We start from the raw sequence: 18739 nt of genomic DNA, 5'->3' as shown, positions 1-18739 counted from the left end.
CCCTTTAAGCGTGTTGTTTCCGCTGATTTTTTTGATACTCTTTTGGACTAACACCTGCATATCTTTTGAACTTCTTATAGAAATAATCATTATTGGAATAACCTACTTTTTCTGATACTTCGTATACTTTCAGCTCCCTTTCGACTAAGAAATATTTTGCTTTTTCCATTCTGACTATATCAAGATACTGATGAAAATAATATCCTGTTTGCTTCTTGAATTTTTTCCCTAAATAAGAGCGGTTGTAACTGAACAATTCAGCTATTACTTTTAAATTTAAATCCTTATAATAAAACTTCTCGACAAATTCAACAATTTTCTCAATTGTATTTTCTGAATTACAAGCAAATCCATTGATTTCAGAGGCTGCTTTGCTAAGTTGGTTCTTTAGTGAAGACAGCAGTTGTTGTAATGTCTGAGATGCACAAATAATATTGGCCATTTCTTCATTGGAAGGTATATGAATATCTTGGTTTGCTCGCGATAGAATCGTATAAATATCTTTGGTGATTTCAATTAATTCAGCAGTAATTCTTTGTGGCTGGTATTGTTTGGCTTGATAATATTTTTCCATTTCTTCAAAATAGTTGTCTAATTTATTATCATCTTCAAATTCAATCGAACGACATACTTCTTCTACCCAGCCGTCTGGTAAACTTATTTTCTCTGAGATCAGTTCTTTGTTAGATAAAACAGTTGTATTGCTATAACTGAAGTGTAAGTGTTGCAACTGCTTTAGTTGATTGACCTTGTCTGGTAACCCTTCAATGGTTGTACCTTCTTCTATAAGCTGAAATTGATGTTGTTTAACTGCCATTAATCGGCTCTTTGATTGGAATAACCGCTTGATAGAGGCAACTTCACCGTTTTTAAACAACAGATACATAACTTGATCGATCCAAATATATTTAAAGAGTTGATCCGACTCTACCTTTTGTTCCACCCAGTTTTTTTCTGGTCTATCGATGAATGTGACACTTGCTATATGGAAAGTCTCATTTTGATATTGATTCAATCTGTTATGTTTTTTTCTCCCTCGTAAAAATTGCTTCCACTCTTCGTTCTCTGTCATCGTCTCATATTCGTGTATTTGTGAATGCAATAGATACTCACTCTTGCATTTTTCTTTAAGCTGACGAATAAGTGGGATCAGCTCCTCTTCATCAACTGGTTTCAGTAAATAGGATTCCATCCCAAGACGAATGGATTGCTGTGCATAAGAAAAATTGGAATAACCAGATAATACAACAAACTTACAGGGATAACCTTCATTCTTCGCTTGCTTTACCATATCTATTCCACTTAAGCCTGGCATCCGAATATCTACAAAAACAACATCGGGTTTTAACGTTCTTATTTTCTCTAAGCCGACTTTACCATTTTCCGCAGTACCTACCACTTGATAACCATAGTCATTCCAATCAATAATGGAAGCAAGACCTTCTCTTATCAACGGTTCATCATCTATAAACAGGACTTTTAACATTCATCCTACCCCCTTCTCATACTGGTCATGTTTAATTTTAGGTATTTTTAGGGTCATCGTTGTGCCCAATCCTTCAATACTATCCATCTCAATACCATATTTTTCTCCGTAATAGAGCCTTAACCGTTGATGGACATTGTGCAAGCCAATTCGATTACCATCTGAATAGTATTCTTCATCGTTCAATCGTTCTCTGATTTCACTGAGACTTTCTTTCGGAATGCCGACACCATTATCTTTTACTTCGACCTGGATATACTTATCCTCTTCTTCCATCGTTATCTTAATAAACCCTTGCTCTTCTTTTGGCTCAAGCCCGTGAATAATAGCATTCTCTACAATAGGCTGAATCAATAACGGGAAAATATAATAGTCTTCTACTGCATCTTCCACTTCTAATTGATAACTGAATTTCTCACCGAAACGTAATGTCTGAATTTCTAAATAATGATGCATAAGATCTATTTCATCAGTAATCGGAACAGGGCGATCTGTTCTTTCTAATGCTGAACGCATCATTTTGCTTAACATTTTCACAATTTTTGCGACTTCCGGGTCCTTGTTTAAAATTGCCTTCATCCGAATCATTTCTAATGTATTGTAAAGAAAGTGTGGATTAATCTGACTAGCTAGCATTTTAAAATCCATTTCCTTTTGTTTGCGCTTCCAAGTCTCTTCTTTAATTTTATGAATATAGACTTCATCAATGATTTTCTGGACACTTTGGGAAGTTGTTGCTAAGTCATGGTAAACCTCACTAATTTCATCGTGTCCATTTATCTGTTGGTTAACCTGAAAATTACCTTTTGCTACTTGATACATCGTTTGCCTCAATTGCTGAATCCGCTTATGAAAACTTCTGATAAAAATACCGATTAACAGAATCGATACCGATAACGCACCAATGATCACCAAAAGTCCTCGTGTATAAATAGCATTTGGTTCCTTCATCACTTCTTCAACCGGAATAACGGACGAGACTTGAAAACTATTATCCAGCGATTTATCAGGTCGAAAGTCATGCTGATTTATTTTGACATGCTCCCCTTCAAACTCTGTATCCATCACATTATTTCCGGATGCATTAGATTCTTGGTTGAAAAAGGTAGCTTTGTTGCCAATATATTCACGATCTGTACTATATACGATTGTTTCTCGATCTAATGTGATATAGGCTTGATATGGCTCTCCTTCCACTACTGTTTTCAACATATCCGGTGAAACGTAAATAGCTAATACTCCTAATAAATCATTACTTTGACCGTATACTGCTCTTGTTAGCGCTAATAATTCCTGACCAGTCCAATAATCCTCCATATAAACCCATGATAAACGTCCACTTTTTTCAACTGCTTCCTTGTACCAATCCTCTTGCTTTACGATAGAATCCGCATAAATAAAATGTGAATCCGTTATCATATCTTTGTTCATAAAAAATTGAATGGTTTCAATTTCATCGTAGTATTTCAGAAAATCGTCGAACACCGGGTAACGATTATAGGCATTGTAAATTTCTAATGTCGATTCATACTCATTTTCTAACAACTCTTTCATATTCTGATTGATGTAAACCATATCTGCAATACTAATGACACGATTAAAGATCGTTTGTAATCGTAATTCGAGCTTATCTACATTCGATTCGGCTTCACTTAGTGAATGACTTAATACAATATCTCTGGTACTATCATTCAAATACGCACCAACCAAAAGAACAGGTATCGCTGTGACAATTAGGTAAATGCCTAACAATTTATGCTTTACTTTTAAATAATCAAATAAAGACATGATTTTTTTCTTTAGGAACATTTGTGATCCCTCCTGTCACAGCTTCTTCTAACTTATTATCTAGCTTTTCTCCGTTCGTTTCAATCACCTGTTTACAAATTTATCTGAAATGAAACTGGTTTATTTCGCTGTAGCATGATAGTTTGCTGATTTTGCTCCACCTCTTGATAAAGCGGCAAATATAATTTTATCTCCTGATCGATTTTGCTGACGATTTGTAGCTCTACGTGTTTTGCCTCTAAGTCCCAAGTCAATCTATTCACTATCATTTGATTTGGCAGGCGAATTCCTTTCATTTCTCCTTTTGAAATCGAAGCCGGAAGGGCGCCTAATAAGGTTAATCTGCCATTGCTGAAATCAACTAGCATCTCGTGAACGACTTGTGGTAAAGCTCCGTTTCCATCAACATTGAAGATTTGCTGTTCATTATAATGTGACATCATTAATGAAGAATAGAAACAATTATGATCAATCAACAGACGGAAAATATCATCTAATAAATCCGGCATATGGAATTGGGTAGCACACAAGGCGGAATGCATTCGACCATGAGTAGAGGATGTGTCTCCTTCTTCATTTAATAACCATGCTTCCAAGCGCTTATTAAATGCGGTTCTTGCAGCTTGCCACATTTCTGGATTTGTCTCATCATTAAATTCCCTGCTTTGGAAAACAGGATAAAGATGAGAAAAATGACGGTGGTTATAATTTTCACCTTTTTCTGGTATTAACCATTCTTTCAATGCACCATCTTCGTTTACCTGATAAGCAGGTAGTTTATTTTTCATCTCTTGACATTTCTTTATCTTTTCTTCTGGATAACCTAAAATTTGATAAGCTTCACTTAAGTTAGTTAATACTTCTTTTGCGACCGCTATATCTTGTGTTGCATTATCTGCCGCTCCATTTTCTGCTGAATAGGAAGGGGTAAATCGATAAGTGCCATCCGGATCTTCAACAAGAAAATCTTCATAAAACAAGACAATCTCTTCTAAAAAAGGTAACACTTCATTTTGCAAAAACAACCTATCGTCGGTAAAACGATAATATTGATAATACCAATGCGCTAACCACCCAGCACCACACGTCCATAAATGTAAGGGCCATTCTTGATTCCAGTGAACATGTTTGCCACTGTTACTGGAGTGAATTGCTGCCATAACACCTCTTGCACCATAATACTTTTGGGCATTCTCACGAAAACCTGGCATTAACTCTTTTATTAAGCGGAAATATCCTTCCAATCCTTCTAATAGATTACTAGAAAGTGCCGCAGCAATTGATAATTCTACATTGGTATCAAAGGTAAAATCACCACTCCATGCCGGTTCAAACGTCCCTGTCCAAATCCCTTGTAAATTTGGAGTGAGCTCACCAGCACTACAAATATACATATATCGACCGGCATCGTACATTTTTTCTAATAAAACAGGTGTGATCTGTCCTCGTTCTTTTGCCTTGTTTACTAATGACCAGATCGATTGTTGTCGTTCCACGTCTCTAGCTAACTTCAACTCCACGCGTTGAAACATTTCCTTATGAATAGCTGTATGTTTGGTAAAAAGAAGAGAATATTCATTAGATAAGTTTACTTTGTTTCGAATTATACTACGCTTCGACTTTTGCTGGTAAGGTAAAATTTCCATACGAACAAGTACCGGATTTGCACTCTTCACTTCAAACCCGATCTCATTAGCAAGCGGTTTGATCCCTTCAGCCTCTACTTCGATCATCACATCATATCCACCATCACTATAACGATAGTCAAAATGCGTATGGATTATTTTTTGGTCAACCTGACTCATTTGGCTCATTTTAGGATGTTGGTAATCTTCCAGCTTTATTTTGTAACTGCCGGGACTTAGAGAATGAAAAATTTGATTACAGTCCTGTGATACAAATGTTTTTCTATAGTAAATTTTCTCGTTTACTTTATAGGAGACTACTAACTCCCCTGTCTCATAATTGATACTCCGCTTATAATCTGAATAGTTTTGGTGATCTGTTTCCACATGTAAATGAAAACCTGGATGTGATGGGTCACTCATCGTTAACCCTTGGTAACCTAGTTCTGTCGCCTTCTGATAATAATAGGATATTGCCTGTTGATATCCTTGTTCGCGAATAATCGCTCGCATTTCTTCTAAATACGGAGCCATATCTGGTAAATCATAGCTGTTGCCTTGTGGTAAATAAAGTCGACAATGGTTGCCGATAATAGTATCGCGAACAGGATCACCGAATACCATTACTCCATGACTGCCATTCCCACTTACTAAAGCATCCTCCCATCTGGAGGCAGGTTGATCAGTCCAGATACCTCGTTTAGGTAATTGATGTAGCAATGTACTCATCCTTCCACTAATTGTACTGATTGAATCGATAAATGATTGATTTCGAGTATCATAGTGATTGGATCACTATGCGCTAAATCTAGCTCGATTATTTCATCTGTCCATTGATTGCTATCGATACTTTTCACAGCAACCGGTGACGCTTCTCGGTCATTGAAGAAAACATGAATCTGACCTGCCTCACCTTTCGCTCTTACTTTCAATTTTGCATTTGGTTTAGATTGAACATTCTGAAACAGAATCCATCCTTGTTGTTCAGCTGTGACACAAGGTTTTTCCATTTCTCCTTTTGTTAACGTAATATTTTCATAATCATCATAGTTTTCTGCTGGTGTTGGTTCTGCCAGTGAGCGTTCTGTGATTACTTCACCTTCAACTGCTATCGGATCAGAAGTGAAAACAAATTGTTCACTTGATTGACCAATAAGGAAACGAACGGTACCTTGTTCAAGCACAAACTGATTCGTTCGGACATCAAATACTTGCAATTGATCTGAATCGATAGATAATGTGACACGTCTTTCTTCATCTGGTAACAACAAGACTTTTTCAAACGCAACCAATTGTTTATTAGCTTTCGAATAGTAGCCTTCCGTTATCGTTGCATACACTTGCACAACTTCTGCCTGCGTAAAATTGCTTTCATTTTTCAATGTTAATGAGATGGACAGTGCTTCATTTTCCCCTATTTTCGATTTATCAACCGTAATATCTTGATATGTGACGGTCCCGTAACTTAACCCGTGACCAAATGGATACAAAATATTCGAGTCAGCATATTGATAAGTGCGCTTTCCTTTACGAATATCATAGTCTGTAATATCTGGTAGTTGGTCCGCATTTCTGTACCATGTCATGCTAAGTTTTCCTGAAGGATTGTTTTCACCGAAAATCGTTGCAGCTAAGCTATTACCAAGTTCTTGCGAGCCATGCGAGCTATAAAGAATTGCCGGAATGTTCTCTTGTTCCCAATTGATGGCAAATGGATAACTAGCCGTTACGACTAATATCATATTGGGGTTCGCTTGATAAACAGCCTGAACTAGCCGTTGCTGGTAGTCTGCCAGTTTAATATCCTCTCTGTCTTCTGTTTCTTTCCCATTTATCATGGGGTGATTGCCTACACAAACAATGGCAACATCACTTTCCTTCGCTTGAGCCGCAGCTTTTTGAATACCATTTTCAATAATCTTTTTCTCAAAAAGAGTACGCTCTGTTTCGTTCACTACTACGTTGTCTTCTGCTATTGTTAACGGGTAATCGTTCCAACTACTAAGTGTATACAAGTCCTGTTCATTTGTTTGAACACTGATTTTTTCACGATTGAACCAGTCAAAAACCTCTTCTTTTGTAGCTGAAAAAGTACTAGCTTGATCAGTTTGGGTTAGGTAACAATTTGTTTTCACACTTTTAAAGACATGCCAACTATTTCCCCAATCTTCATCCACTAATACCGCAGACTCTTCATCATATCCCGTAACGACCCAGTGATTTTCTTCATTCAATCCAACATGATTGCTCGATTCATTCGGTTGCCAAATTATGCGATCAAAACCATCATGATAAGTGATATCGACATCTGAAAGGTAGTTTTCGATACCGGCTAATGGTGTTACTTTATAAGGTGGGTAACCTGTATACCAATCTCGGAAGACATCATTAGCTGTCGGACCAATAACGGCAAGTTTTTTCAATTTATTTTTCTGTAATGGTAAAAACTGTTGATCATTTTTTAATAAAACAATCGATTCATCAGTTGCTTTACGAGCAAGTTTACCGTGTTCTTCACTACACATCACATCTAATGGTATATTGTGATAAGGATTTTGACTTGGATCATAATCAAAGTGCCCTAATCGAAAGCGTACCCGTAACATTCGACGAATGGCTCGATCAATATCTTCAGGTTGGATTAATTCTCTGTCGAGTGCGTTTCTTGCTGCTTCCTCGACAATCTCCTTGCGATCTACGAAACAATCAATTCCTTTGATCAATGCATCTGCTAATGCCTCTTCAAATGTGTGATAATATTGATATTCATCTACATTTAACGTCAATGCGCCACCATCGCTGACAATAAAACCATCCATATTCCACTCATCTCGGACAATTTCTTCGATTTCATGTATTTGCATACAAGGAATACCATTAACACCATTATAGGCGGTCATCATAGATAAAGCTTTTGCTTCTTTAAACGCTGGTTCAAACGCTTTTAAATAATATTCTTTACGATTACGTAGATCAATACTGTTGGATGTATCTTCTCGTCCTTTTTCATTATTATTCCCGTAAAAATGCTTTGGTGCTGCGACAAGTTTCACATAAAAAGGATCGTCACCCTGCATCCCTTTAATTAGTTCTTTGGATAATTGTCCTGTTAAATAAGGATCTTCTCCATAGGCTTCTTCTGTTCGTCCCCAACGAGGATCGCGTTCCATATCAATCGTAGGCGCCCATAACGTCAGACCCGTTTTTTCGTTCTGGAGTTGATAGAAAACTCTTGCTTCATCTCCTATCGTGCTTCCTACTTGATGCATTAAGGCTTTGTTCCACGTACTGGATAGTCCGATTGGCTGTGGAAATACGGTCGCTTTGCCTCCTTCACGATCAACTACTCCATGCGCTGCTTCACCGCCTACTGCATATTCTTTGATTCCTAATCTCGGTATCGCACTTTGACTGGTACTTAACAGCGATATCTTTTCCTCTAACGTTAGCGCTTCCATTAATGTTGTCAATCGTTGTTCTAATGATAAAGATGGTGATTGAATCTTTTCTATTAAACTCAAAATCTCACACCTTCCACTAAATTTTTAAAGAAATCGGTTTCCTTTTTGGCAGTTAAAACTTACTGTCATTATAAATAAATTAATTTAAAAAAGCAATGACAATTAGAATGGAAGTTTTAACTTATCTTAGATTACGGAAAATCGACTTGCTGTTGGTATGAATGTAACTGGAACATCCGGAAAGGTATATTGTAATTGGTTAGCTAACCTCTTCATGCCAGGATCTTCACTTTCTGCATGACCTAGTTGAATCAATCCTTTGGAAGCACCTTGCAGGGTTGCATCCCAAACAAACTCGGGTGTTTCCCACTCCGGTCCTTCTCCGTAAATAACAAGGTCAACCTTATCTAATAATGGTATTGTATTTACTCCATTTCCCCGATAGCCTACGAGCAAAGCTATCTTTTCACATTTAATGTATGGATTACCTACATACCGTATATTTTCAATCTCCAATTTCTCTTTCAGATAAGAAGCAATCTGTACAGGTGTTTTATTAGGTATATGTAGAATACTATGGGATGGTGTATTTTCGCATACATATTGCTGCCAATCAAGGGACTCAATTAAGCCTTGTGTAATACCATCCGGATCAGAGCGATGAATCGCATCATGGTTACGATAAATGGCAAGGTTAGTCTCTTCAATGATTGCTTTCTTCTGTTCGATTAGACTCATGTTTTTTTCTAACAAATGGTTGGAATGGTGTTGATAAAATAGGCCTTCATGTGTAATCAATAAATTGGCGTTTAGATCAACTGCTTTTCGAATCACATCTACACTAGCCATAAAGCTGACTACTATACCTTTTACTTGATCTTCCTTATTTCCATATTTCAACCCATCCACTGTTGATGAATCAAGTCTAATCCCCTTCTCAATCTGCTCCATAACATCTTGAATAGTAACCATCATCTCAACTCCTTTTTTACGCTATTGTTTGATTTGTCGTTTATCTTGATTCTTACGAGTTAAAGCACTTGCAATAAAAAAAGGATTAACTACAATTTTCAAATTTTACTGACTTATAGAAAAGTATAAACCCGTTCCATCATAATTGAAACGGGTTGATACCAATATAGCTAACTATTTTTATGTTCACTTGGACATTATTTTCTTCAACACTTCTTTTGGCTGCTGATTTTCATCAAATAGGAATGGCCAGTTTTTTCGCCCTTTTACCGGAAAATCGTTCAGCCATGTATAATCATCTGCCACTCCCCAGAACGTTACTGCTCCGATATGTTCTTTATATTCTTTAAAGACTTCAAAGAATTGTACATATCTCTCCAATTGCAAGGCTTCCATTTCTTCTGTCGGCTCGGATAAATCTGTCCGCTTATCATCGAACGTAAACATCGATACATCCATCTCGGTAATTTGTACTTCCACACCTAAAGATGCATACTTTTCAATCGCCTTGCGGATATTATCCAGTGTCGGGTCATATATATTCCAGTGAGCTTGCATGCCGACTCCATGAACTGGTACGCCTTTATCCTTTAATTGTTTGACTAATTGATAGATTTTATCTCGTTTGGCTGGATTCGATTCATTGTAGTCATTATAAAGTAACGTTGCAGCCGGATCTGCTAGATGTGCATATTCAAAAGCTTTTTCAATAAATGACTCTTCAAGCACCTGAAACCATTTGGAGTCACGATAAAACTTGTCTGCTTCATCGGCAATTACTTCATTGACAACATCCCAACTATAAATCTTGCCTTTATACCTGCCAACAACGGTATCGATGTGAGTTTTCATTCTTTTTAATAAGGTTTCTTGATCTACAAGTCTGCCGTTTTGTTCAAAAATCCAATCACTCGTTTGATTATGCCATACTAACGTGTGACCTCTCATTGCTTTGTGGTGTTTTTCTGCAAATGCTACGATTTTATCACTGATTTCAAATGTATATTCATTTTCACTCGGATGAACACTCTCAAACTTCATTTCATTTTCTGCAGTTAAACTATTAAAATGTTTTTTAATTATTTCTTCTGATGAATACATGGTCCGTTGGTTAATCGCTGCTCCAATTTTGAAATCTTTCTCAAAACGCTGATAAAGACTGGTTATTTGTTCTGTCATTAGCGTCACTCCTATACTTTTATTTTACTGCTCCAAGAGTCATCCCTTTAACAAAGTATCGTTGCAAAAACGGATAAACCATAATTATTGGTACACTTGCAACTATTGTCATCGTTGCCTGAATCGATTTCGGTGTTACCATATTGGAGTTACCGTCAGCTGAATTTGCAAAGGCAGATGCCATATCACCACTGGAAGTTGTACTTGAGTTTTGAAGTATTTTCATTAACTCATATTGTAGGGTAGTGAGATGTTCTTGACTCGAATTATATAAGAACACATCAAACCACTGATTCCATTGAAAAACCGCAACAAATAGTGCTACCGTTGCTAATACCGGCAAGGATAACGGTAAAACAATCTGAAAGAAAATTCGAAAATCACCTGCTCCATCGATTCTTGCTGATTCAAAAATACTGTTCGGCAAACCTTCAATAAAAGATCGCATAATAATTAAGTTAAAGGCACTAATTAATGTTGGTAAAATGTACACCCAAAAAGATCCGATTAATTGTAAATCTCTCATTAATAGGAATGTCGGGATTAACCCACCGTTAAAATACATTGTCATAATAAAAATAATCGTTACTGACTTTTTAAAGATAAAATTCGGTTGAGCAATAGCGTAAGCCACCATTGCGGTACAAAATAATCCGACACCTGCTCCGACAAGGGTTCTTAATACCGAGATAAAGATTGCTTGATAAATAGCAGCTTTCTCAAATACATGCTCATAGTTATGCCATGTAAATTCTCTTGGCCATAAGTAGATTCCACCTCGAACAGAATCTGTCGCATCATTTAAAGAAATCGCAATTTGATTTAAAAATGGATATAACATAAATATACAAAGAATAATCATAAAAATAATGTTTGATGTATCAAAAATGATATCTTCTTTTGTTCTCATAAAACTTGCTCTTTTTCTTTTAAACATGGATAGTCCCCCTTAATAAAGTCCGCCTTGACCCATTTTCTTCGATAATGAATTGGCTGCTATTAGGAATATAAAGCTGATAACAGTTTTGAACATACCTGCTGCGGTCGCTAATGAGAAGTTAAACATCGATATACCATATTTAATAACAAATACATCGATATTTTCTGAGTATTCGACGTTTTGACCATTTCCTAATAAGTATTGTGGTTCAAAACCAGCCTCTAAAATGTAACCAATATTCATAATTAGAAGAACGATGATAACAGACTTCATCCCAGGAATAGTAATATGCAAGATTCGCTGAATTCGGGAAGCACCATCAATTTTCGCCGCTTCATATTGCTCCTGATCAATCATAGAAATCGCAGCCAAATAAATAATCGCATTCCATCCGACATTCTTCCATGTTTCCGCAGCACCTAAAATCCCCCAGAAGTATTCACCTACACCTAACCAAAGAATTTCTTTGTCAATAAATCCTAATCCCATTAGCACCTCGTTAACGATACCTTCAATAGATAACACAGAAGAAACTAACGCTGCAGCCACTACCCAGGATAAAAAGTGTGGCAGATAACTGATCGTCTGAACTACTCGTTTAAATTTCATATTAGATAATTCATTAATTAATACTGCTAGTGTTATTGCGGTAATAAATCCTAATACAAGGTTGATTAAACTTTGTGCTAATGTATTTCGCAGCACACCAAGAAAACGGTCATCTGTGAATAAAAACAGGAAATGTTTCAACCCCACCCATTCCTGATCAGTAAAACTTAATGCTGGTTTATAGTCTTGAAAGGCCATGGTCCAACCCCATACCGGCAAATATTTAAAGATAAACACCCAAATAACAAAAGGTACAGTCATCCAAAGAAGTGCCTGTTGTTGTTTGCATTTCTTTAGAAAGCCTTTCAGACCTTTATCATCATCTGCTTGTGACATTGTTTTTGTTTTAATACTTGATTCTGATTGCATTGATAGTCCCCCTTTTCTTACTTTTAAAATTTTCTTTATGTTTTCGGACCATCAGGCAAACGTAATCGTTCGCCTAATGAACAATCGTTGCATAAGATTGCTTCATTCTTATCTGAATGGTCCGAAAACAACAAAGAATCTTGGCTGTTTGAAAAACTTAGCTAAGTAGTAAAAAGCGGAAGGCTGATAAAAGAAGTCAGCCTCCCTCTTCAACTTTTTAACTACTTACTCTGCACTACCTTCAACAAGTGCTGCTTTGTTTTGTACAAAATTTGCGATTACTTCTTCATAAGCTTCATATGGAAGGCTAGAAAACTCATTTGTATAAGCTTCCCACTGTGAATCGAATTCGCTTGGATTCGCGAAGATAATCTCTGGGAACTTACGTTTCATTAAATCGTCTAACTGTTGTTCATAAAGCTGTGCTTCTGATCCTGTTTCAATTGGTGCATCATATGCAGGATACCAAGGTCGTTCATCTGGTTCTGAGAATGCTCCTGTAAATGTGTCAATTTCATACGCTTCCAAAAACTCTTTATCGCCTTCATCATACATTAAACTAGCAACTGCCTCTTGTTTTGGAGGTTCAACTGCATTTCCGTCCTCATACTCACCATTCATACGCGGCCAGCCCCATTCGAAATATGAGAAGCCAAATTCATCACGGAATTCAGTTTTGGATGTTTCATCTATTTGTTCTTCCGTACGATAATAATGTCCATCATCATCGACCTCATAAGTTTCCCCTTCAATACCCCATGTAATTAATTTTTGTATTTCTTCCTTAGCAATATGATCAAGGTATTTTATAATACGGATTTGATCCTCTTCAGGCGTACCGACTGTAATACCCATACCAGGTGAAGCAGTAAAACCGATTGGATCAAGATATTGGTCTTTCGTGTCTTCATCAAAAACTACCGGAAAGCCCATATAATCGTTATATGGATCATCATCTTCTTCTAATGTGTTTAATGCTTGAGCTGCTTGCCAACGATAGTCGAAGAAGCCAACCACTCTACCTGAAGTGATTTTTGCTAGGTACTCATCATAGTTTTGAGTAAAGGCTTCTTGATCAAATAAACCTTTGTCATTCACTTCGTTTAATTTTTCCAACCAGCGTTTTGTAATTTCTTTATCATTGTATACTTCCGCTTCACGCGTTTCCATATCAATTAAAGCTCCACCATCATTTGGATACCCTGCCAAATGCATAGGTTGGTTGGATAGTGCGAAAAACCTCCAGTCATGTGTTAACGCAGTAAATCCAATTGTATCTGCACCGTCAATTTGAGGATTTTCACTTGCGTACTCTTCAATAATATTGAAATAATCATCTAGAGTTTTGGGTTCTGGATATCCCAATTCTTTAAGTACATCACGTTTTATCCACCAAGCTCCTTGATTCAAGTTTGCTGGTTTTCGGTAACCATGTGGTGCACCAGATGAAATAACATATATATTCCCATCATCACGTTTCATCAATTCCCAATAAGGCTCATACATTTTATATAAGTTCGGTGCATGTTCTTTAATCAAGTCATTCAATGGAACAAAACCACCTGCATCAATCACTGCATCTGTTGACTGTTCTGCATTTAATAATGTTGGATATTCACCACTTGCAATCATTGTTCCAATCTTTTGGTTTACATCACCAACAATGTGCTCAATGTCAAAATTCACGCCTGTTTCTTCTTCAAACATCTTTCCTATCGTTGTCTCAGCTGTATTGATATCTTCTCCTGGACCAGATGCATCAAAGAAATCATACGTATAAATCTCTCCATCATCTTCACTATCACTTGCTTCATTACTTGACTCTTCAGAGCTGTCATCGCCACTATCAGTAGAGCCTGTTTCCTCACTATCATCGCTACACGCTGCTAATAGTAGCAATAGTGCAGCAAGTAAACTTAGTAGCCATGTATTCTTTTTCCAACCCATAAACTAATTCCCCTTTCCTTTTTTAAGGTTTCTTTTGTGTCTTTTTTGTAAGCACTTTCATTGTAACGTGTAACGTTTTGGTTTGTTACCCATCAAAGTTTAGTTGAAACTTTGAAAAATAAACTTTAATAATCTATAGTTCATATAGTTTTGGTAACTTTAACCAAAAGAAAGAGACTACCCATAAGATTAGCTCACTACTTAGTAACGGGAATAGTCTCGTTTCCACGGACAACACTTGCTCCGTCTTGATAATTCCAACTAACCTTACTGGACAGTCCCTAGTGTTTGAACATTAACAGGTATTTTAAGATAAACGGTTGTGCCCTGACCTTGTGCTGTTTCAATCTTTAATTCAAAATCATCATGATAATACATTTTTAACCGCTGATAAACATTCCTTATACCGATACTCTCCCCGGTAATTTCATTTTCTTTAAAGGAATCAACAATCTCATTGTACATACCTTGTTCCATCCCAATCCCATTATCTTCTATCATACAAATGAGATAGTTATTATCCATTTCCATTTTCATATTGATCTTACCGGTTGTTTTTAATGGTTCAATCCCATGAATACTGGCATTTTCGATAAAAGGGATAATCGTCATATTTGGTATTAAGACATGTTCTGCCGCTTCAGATAGTTGTATACTATATTGCATCTTGTCAGCAAAACGATATTTTTGTATTTCTAAAAAAGCTTGGATTAATTGCACTTCTTCTTTCGCCGTTACAAAGTCTTTATCCCACGTAATCGAGTTTCTTAACAGTTGTGCCATATTACGAATGATTTCAGCCGTCTCATCCTCTTTTTTCAATAAACTTCTCATTCTGATCGTTTCCAGTACGTTAAATAAAAAGTGGGGGTTAATTTGACTTTGTAATGCTTTTAATTGTGTTTCTTTGTTTTGTATTTGCAAATCTTTTTTCTGAATCCGTGCAATGTAAACATCATTGATCAAATCTTTAATCTTCTTGGACATTCGATTAAATTCGGTAGTTAATACTCCAATCTCATCTTGATATGGTTTCCCAGGTATTAGCTCGAAATTTTGATTTTTGACTTTTCTCATTTTCTTCACGATCGTGTTCAGGCGAAAATGAATATTACCAGCAATATAAACGATAAATAAGGTGGGGATCACAAAATTCCATAACGCTAAATATAAAATAGACGGAATTGACTTTCTTACTTCTGCTAATAATTGATCTTCCGGCATAACCCCTACAACTTTCCACTCATCTATATATTGTACCGGATAGGATTCATCTAATACGGTAGCATGGTTAGGAATCGAAATAGTATCAAAAGCAATATACTCAGACTGCCACGGAACAGATTCACTCGTGGTATATTCAATGTTATTTTCCTCATTTAACAAATAGATATCTCCCTCAAATGTTTCATTTGCGAACAGCTGATGAATAAAACGATCATTTAAATTAATCATAATAACCTTCTCGTGTGATGAAGTATCACTTGAGTCTAAAGCTCTTACGACTACAAATTGGCTTAGATCACCATTTTCTGCGGCACTCCTTGTTACAACTGGGTATTTTTTTCTCGTTTCAAGTGTTGATTGATACCAATGTGACTCCTTTACTGAATCATCAATCGCAAATACTCCACCTGCTGTAATGACTGTCGGATTGTCTGTATATAAATAAATGGAACGAATCGAAGAATATACTGGTGTATATTTATTAATGTCACGAAAATTATTATTATATGCTAAGATAAAATCTACCGGTGACTCATACGTAGTATCTAATAATTGATAGACAAACGCATCAGCATAAAGAACGGATGCTATTCCGACAGCATCCTCAACTCCTTGTTTAAAGCTATTTGCCACTTGCCGTAACGCAAGTTCATTATCATGTATTTTTTGGGTACGGACATTTTCAGATGTTACATTATAGAAGATAACATTCGTGAGTACAATCGGTAAAAATACGGAAAACATATAAATTAATAATAATTTATTGCGAATGCGAATATCATTTAAGTGAATTTTTTTCATAGGAATCCTTCTAGCTGATTCGATCCATTAATTTTTTTCGATATTGTGACGGAGTGGTTCCAACAATCTTTTCAAATTGGGTAACAAAATAATCCGGATTATTAAATCCAACATTTTCTGCCACTTCATACACTTTTAAATCAGTCGTTCGTAAGAGTTTCTTAGCTTCATCCATTCTTACCGTTAAGATGTAATCCTTAAAATAAACACCATATGTTTTTTTAAACAATTGCCCCATGTATACTGGATTCATAAAAAATTTGTTCGCAATCGATTTTAGTGTTATCGGTTGGTCATAATGCGTATGGATGTATTTCTTGATTTGATAAATCGTTCCTTTCACATTGTTTTGATTTAATTTAGCCAAGATGTTGGCCGCATCTTTGATAAAATCTCCCCATAAAACTTGTAATTGTTGAAGACTTAAAGAATATTGATCCCACTCTAACATTTCTTTTAAATTGGCGATTTCCTGTTCATTTCCATCTGATTCTTTTATCGATTTAAGAATTTTATGATTGAGACGATTGACCATGGTTCGCCAAGCATCTTTAGCAAACTTCATTTCTTTGCAAGCTTGCAGCATCTTATTTAATTGTTTGTCGATCTTTTCATGATTATTTTCTTCTACACATTCCATCATTTTGTCATAGTAGGCCTGATCCAGATCGATGAAAAAGACATCTTTTTCAGCAATCATAGCAGCAGTAATAATCGGCTTATCAACTAAATATTTGAATTGCACACACTTTTTGGCTGTCTTATACGAAGTAGTTAAGTCCTCGACTTTCTGGACCGTTTCACCACAGTAAATATGCATATCTAAATCTGCACGTCGATACCACTCATGGAGAAATTGATCTAGCGTTTGATTATTCGCAGACAAAAATTTGTTATTGATTACTAAACCAAAACAATTGATATTATCTTCAAAACAGATAAAATGATTTTGTGCTTCCATCGAAAGCAATACATTTTCTAATTGTTCAAAGCTTTCCTGATAATCGATATTCAATCCGTTTAACTCGACTTTTATAAATGTATACGCTGTCTCTTCTAAGAAAGGATGCTTCCATTCATTTGACAGATTACATTCTTTGTCACATAAGAGGAACTTCTTCAATTCTGATACCGTTTCCATTTTATCTTCTATTTGTTTGGTTTCATATTCAACTTCGATCGCATTAGCTATTTTCTCCAATGTTTGATGAATTTCATCTTGATCAACAGGTTTCAAAATAAAATCTTTTACCCCATAACGAAGTGCGCGCTGTGCATATTTAAAATCGTTATACCCACTAATAACAATAAAATAAGGAGATTGGAATAACGTTTCTTTCGCATGTTTAATTAAATCCAAACCATCTAAGACAGGCATTCTGATATCTGTTAACACAAGGTCTGGCTGAAGTTCCTTTATTTCCTCCAATGCATCTTCTCCATTTCCTGCTTCCCCACAGACTGTAAAGCCATATGATTCCCAACCTATCAATGTTTTGATTCCTTTACGAACAAAGACATCATCATCGACCAAATAGACTTTATGCATGCTTCTTCTCCCCTTTCACATATTCTTTCTCTAATAAGCTTTGCTGCCTGTTTTCAAAGCTTTCAAAGGCAAATATCGCTGCCCGAGTGACAATATAAAAAGTGAAGCTGACACCAACTACAGGGAGTAGACCAGGAATAAACCTCCATACATATTGTAGTAAAAATAAAGCAACAAACATTGCTATCGTAACCAATGGGCTGAATAATCCTAATATAATCGCATGCTTAAATGTTTGCCGTATCGATAAATCGAAATGTGCAAAGGTTGGAAATATGTACAATATCGTAATCGTGTAAATAATCCCAATGACGATAAATAAGACCAGAAATAATGATTGAAAGGTTGAAGTATGTTGCATAATCCACTGAAAATCAACAAATAAAATATAGCCAATGATAGTCAATAGATAGCCGATTAGGTTAGATTGGATAAATGTGTGCTTATAAGCTTTGAAAAACGTTTTGTTAAAAGCAATACCATCCTTTCGTACACACCACTCCCTAATGGTAATCACTAAGGCCGCTGTAGCTGGAAATATACCAAGAACAATCAAGCCAACAAGTGACATCATTACCCACAACAAATTTAAATACATGATCCACATCAACCATTCCAAAAAACGATAAAATCCGTTGGAATTCACTGTTTTTGCCATGATGATTCCCCCTCCCTTGAAAACGCTTTAAAAATCAAAGAAAAAAATATACTTTGTTCATCCGATATACATACTTATTATAGTACAATATGAATCAAAAGAAAAGTGGGTTTTCGATTTATCGTGAT

12 protein-coding genes are annotated in these 18739 nt (G+C 36.1%); all 12 read right to left on the bottom strand.

Translation table 11 applies throughout. The annotated features are described in order from the left end of the window. Positions 1–4 precede the first annotated feature (4 nt). The 12 genes from GHT08_RS00425 to GHT08_RS00370 all read right to left on the bottom strand — a co-directional run bounded on the left by GHT08_RS00425 (position 5) and on the right by GHT08_RS00370 (position 18611). Positions 5–1486 carry a response regulator transcription factor gene (locus GHT08_RS00425; protein WP_163578923.1) on the bottom strand — a complete coding sequence of 494 codons (1482 nt, stop codon included), beginning with the start codon at positions 1484–1486 and terminating at the stop codon, positions 5–7. Then, positions 1487–3295: a cache domain-containing sensor histidine kinase gene (locus tag GHT08_RS00420; protein ID WP_163578922.1), complete on the bottom strand. Its 1809-nt coding sequence runs from the start codon at positions 3293–3295 to the stop codon at positions 1487–1489. It lies immediately after the preceding gene. Between the two features lie 71 nt (positions 3296–3366). After that, entirely contained in the window at positions 3367–5628 is a 2262-nt protein-coding gene (locus GHT08_RS00415) for a glycosyl hydrolase family 95 catalytic domain-containing protein (RefSeq protein ID WP_238343473.1), read from the bottom strand. Then, positions 5625–8420: a beta-glucosidase gene (locus tag GHT08_RS00410; protein ID WP_163578920.1), complete on the bottom strand. Its 2796-nt coding sequence runs from the start codon at positions 8418–8420 to the stop codon at positions 5625–5627. Before GHT08_RS00410 ends, GHT08_RS00415 begins: the two co-directional genes overlap by 4 nt. A gap of 126 nt (positions 8421–8546) precedes the next feature. Continuing rightward, positions 8547–9332 (bottom strand): Nif3-like dinuclear metal center hexameric protein, encoded by a 786-nt coding sequence (locus tag GHT08_RS00405; protein ID WP_238343472.1) that lies wholly within the window; start codon positions 9330–9332, stop codon positions 8547–8549. Between the two features lie 186 nt (positions 9333–9518). After that, positions 9519–10511, bottom strand: a complete 993-nt coding sequence (locus tag GHT08_RS00400) for an endo-1,4-beta-xylanase (RefSeq protein WP_163578918.1) — start codon at positions 10509–10511, stop codon at positions 9519–9521. Positions 10512–10530: 19 nt separating this feature from the next. Further along, the gene (locus GHT08_RS00395) at positions 10531–11448 is read right to left on the bottom strand and encodes a carbohydrate ABC transporter permease (RefSeq protein ID WP_163578917.1); all 918 of its coding nucleotides are present in this window, start codon (positions 11446–11448) and stop codon (positions 10531–10533) included. 12 nt (positions 11449–11460) lie between these two features. Beyond that, positions 11461–12429 carry an ABC transporter permease gene (locus GHT08_RS00390; RefSeq protein ID WP_163578916.1) on the bottom strand — a complete coding sequence of 323 codons (969 nt, stop codon included), beginning with the start codon at positions 12427–12429 and terminating at the stop codon, positions 11461–11463. A 225-nt stretch (positions 12430–12654) separates the two neighbouring features. Then, positions 12655–14376, bottom strand: a complete 1722-nt coding sequence (locus GHT08_RS00385) for an extracellular solute-binding protein (protein WP_163578915.1) — start codon at positions 14374–14376, stop codon at positions 12655–12657. A gap of 267 nt (positions 14377–14643) precedes the next feature. Continuing rightward, entirely contained in the window at positions 14644–16404 is a 1761-nt protein-coding gene (locus tag GHT08_RS00380) for a sensor histidine kinase (protein WP_163578914.1), read from the bottom strand. Between the two features lie 10 nt (positions 16405–16414). Next, positions 16415–17953: a response regulator transcription factor gene (locus GHT08_RS00375; RefSeq protein WP_163578913.1), complete on the bottom strand. Its 1539-nt coding sequence runs from the start codon at positions 17951–17953 to the stop codon at positions 16415–16417. Beyond that, positions 17946–18611 carry a YesL family protein gene (locus GHT08_RS00370; RefSeq protein ID WP_163578912.1) on the bottom strand — a complete coding sequence of 222 codons (666 nt, stop codon included), beginning with the start codon at positions 18609–18611 and terminating at the stop codon, positions 17946–17948. Before GHT08_RS00370 ends, GHT08_RS00375 begins: the two co-directional genes overlap by 8 nt. Positions 18612–18739: the final 128 nt, after the last annotated feature.

The sequence above is a fragment of the Gracilibacillus saliphilus genome (assembly GCF_010994085.1).
Classification (GTDB): Bacteria; Bacillota; Bacilli; order Bacillales; family Amphibacillaceae; genus Gracilibacillus; species Gracilibacillus lacisalsi.
This window is presented reverse-complemented; position numbering and strand designations above follow the sequence as displayed.